This is a genomic window from Streptomyces sp. P17 (assembly GCF_032436805.1).
Taxonomy (GTDB): Bacteria; Actinomycetota; Actinomycetes; order Streptomycetales; family Streptomycetaceae; genus Streptomyces.
In genome coordinates this window covers 1-276 of the sequence record NZ_JAVRBF010000744.1, presented here as the reverse complement: position 1 = coordinate 276, position 276 = coordinate 1, and the positions used below count along the sequence as shown (strand labels likewise).

At 61.6% G+C, this 276-nt stretch carries 1 protein-coding gene; it reads right to left on the bottom strand.

Annotated features, from left to right (window positions below; genetic code table 11):
• The coding region (locus RMT89_RS42785) for a hypothetical protein (protein WP_315889161.1) at positions 1-276 on the bottom strand (276 nt) is incomplete at both ends.

The following is a 276-nucleotide window of genomic DNA, read 5'->3' as shown; positions in this document are numbered from 1 at the left end:
GCGGGCGGTGAAGTCGAGCAGGGCGTTGTCGCGCGCTTCGATCATTACGCCGTTGCCGCCCGTGAGCGTGGCGCCGTTCTGAGCGGTGATGCGTACGGTCTCGTCACCGCTACCGCGGGTGACGAGGATCGCACTCCCTGCGGTTCCGGCGACCGAGGATCCATCGATTGTCAGTCCCCACTCGCTGAAGTTCTCCGCAAATCTTGTATCACCGTTGTAATTGACGGAGATGCCGTTGGTATCCCCTTTGACGGACGTCCCGGCGTTGAGATTGAC